Origin of the sequence: Streptomyces poriferorum, from assembly GCF_019399235.1 — a bacterium.
Lineage (GTDB): Bacteria > Actinomycetota > Actinomycetes > Streptomycetales > Streptomycetaceae > Streptomyces > Streptomyces poriferorum.
Map to the genome: position 1 here is coordinate 1 of NZ_JAELVH010000656.1, position 408 is coordinate 408.

A 408-nucleotide genomic window follows, 5' to 3' on the forward strand; every position below is an offset into this window, starting at 1 on the left:
GGCGCACGGCGCGGGGGCAGGAACGGGGGCGGAGGTCGGAGCGGGCACGGGCACAGGCATGGGCGCCTGCACCGACTGGGGCACTCCCGGTGTGAGGCAGCTCGCCCACCACTCGCTGTCGCGGGCGCTGCGGGACCAGAAGGTCCGGAACACCCACCGCACCTCGTCGCCGACGCCGATCGCGCAGCGGACGCGCCGCAGGTGCCCGGCCACGGACAGGGCGGTCAGCGCGGAGGCGATGGCCTGCTGGCCGTAGAGCGGGATCTGTTTGGCGAGGCACTTCACGCTCATCGACGCGCCCTCGGGCAGGTGCTCGATGAACCCGGCGATGTACCGCTCGCGCAAGGGCAGCAGAGCGAAGTCGTCAGGGCGTGCGGGAAGTTGGTCGGGGACGGAACGCTTGCCGTA

General features: G+C 72.5%; 1 pseudogene. It reads right to left on the bottom strand.

Features of this window, described 5'->3' with window-relative positions:
• Nucleotides 1–408: pseudogene (locus JGS39_RS40280) on the bottom strand (MarR family transcriptional regulator); the annotation flags it as partial.